Origin of the sequence: Candidatus Propionivibrio aalborgensis (assembly GCF_900089945.1) — a bacterium.
Lineage (GTDB): Bacteria > Pseudomonadota > Gammaproteobacteria > Burkholderiales > Rhodocyclaceae > Propionivibrio > Propionivibrio aalborgensis.
Window position 1 is genome coordinate 1 of sequence record NZ_FLQY01000328.1, and the last position, 896, is coordinate 896.

Annotated in this window: 2 protein-coding genes; both read right to left on the reverse strand. The window is 56.0% G+C overall.

Annotated features, from left to right (window positions below; all coding sequences use genetic code 11):
- Positions 1–21 precede the first annotated feature (21 nt).
- Positions 22–600, reverse strand: a complete 579-nt coding sequence (locus PROAA_RS13660) for a YceI family protein (protein ID WP_186411865.1) — start codon at positions 598–600, stop codon at positions 22–24.
- Positions 601–646: 46 nt separating this feature from the next.
- Positions 647–896, reverse strand: a 250-nt coding sequence (locus tag PROAA_RS13665) for a YceI family protein (RefSeq protein WP_186411866.1), incomplete at its 5' end; no start/stop codon positions are given.

Below are 896 nucleotides of genomic sequence, written 5' to 3' on the forward strand. Positions count from 1 at the left end.
CGTTCCACGAGCCACAATAAGCTATTCCTTGATCGCTTCGACAGCGATGTCGATGGTCACTTCATCGCCCACGGAGGGAGCGTGCTTTCCGGCGTGGAACTCAGAGCGGCTGATTTTGGTGGTGGCGTTGGCGCCGATGGCATCCTTCTTCAGCATCGGATGTGGCATTGCCTGAAATGAAGTGATGGTCAGGGTCACTGGCCGGGTTACATCCTTGATGGTCAGCTTGCCTTCAACCGCCACCGGTTTTCCGCCCTGAAAAACCACCTTGGTCGACTTGAAGGACGCGGTGGGATATTTCTCCGTATCGAGCAGACCTTCGCCCTGGATATGTTCGTTGAATACCGGGTAGCCGGTGTCCACGGATTTCATGTCGATGAGCACCTCGACGGAACCGGTTTTGGCTTCCTTGTCGAGTACGATCTTGCCGCTTGTCTTGTTGAAACGGCTGAGCTGTTTGGAGTAGCCGAAGTGGTTGTAGGAGAAGCGGGGGAAGCTGTGCGTGCCGTCGATGATAAAGGTTTCCGGGGCGGCCAGAGTCGGGCCGCTGAGTGAGGTCATGGCTGCGGCAATTAGTGCGAGACGGGTAAGTCTTGTCATGTTATGGCTCCTTGCTGGTTTGAGGTCGAAACAGGGTTTTGAACGTTCATTTCCCGTTGGTGGCGAGGATGTGGAACCTGATCTGAACTTCATTGGCGACGGTTCCAAAATCTGCCCAGGCTCCTTCACCAATAGTGAAATCAGCGCGCCTGATCACGAAGGCACCATCAAAACTGGCGTTGTTGCCCTGAATGCTCACCGTAGCCGGCGCGGTTACGGCCTGCGTGCGGCCCTTGATGGTGAGTTGGCCCGCTACTTCGTAACGGTTGCCGCCCAACGACCTGACGCTGCTGGAT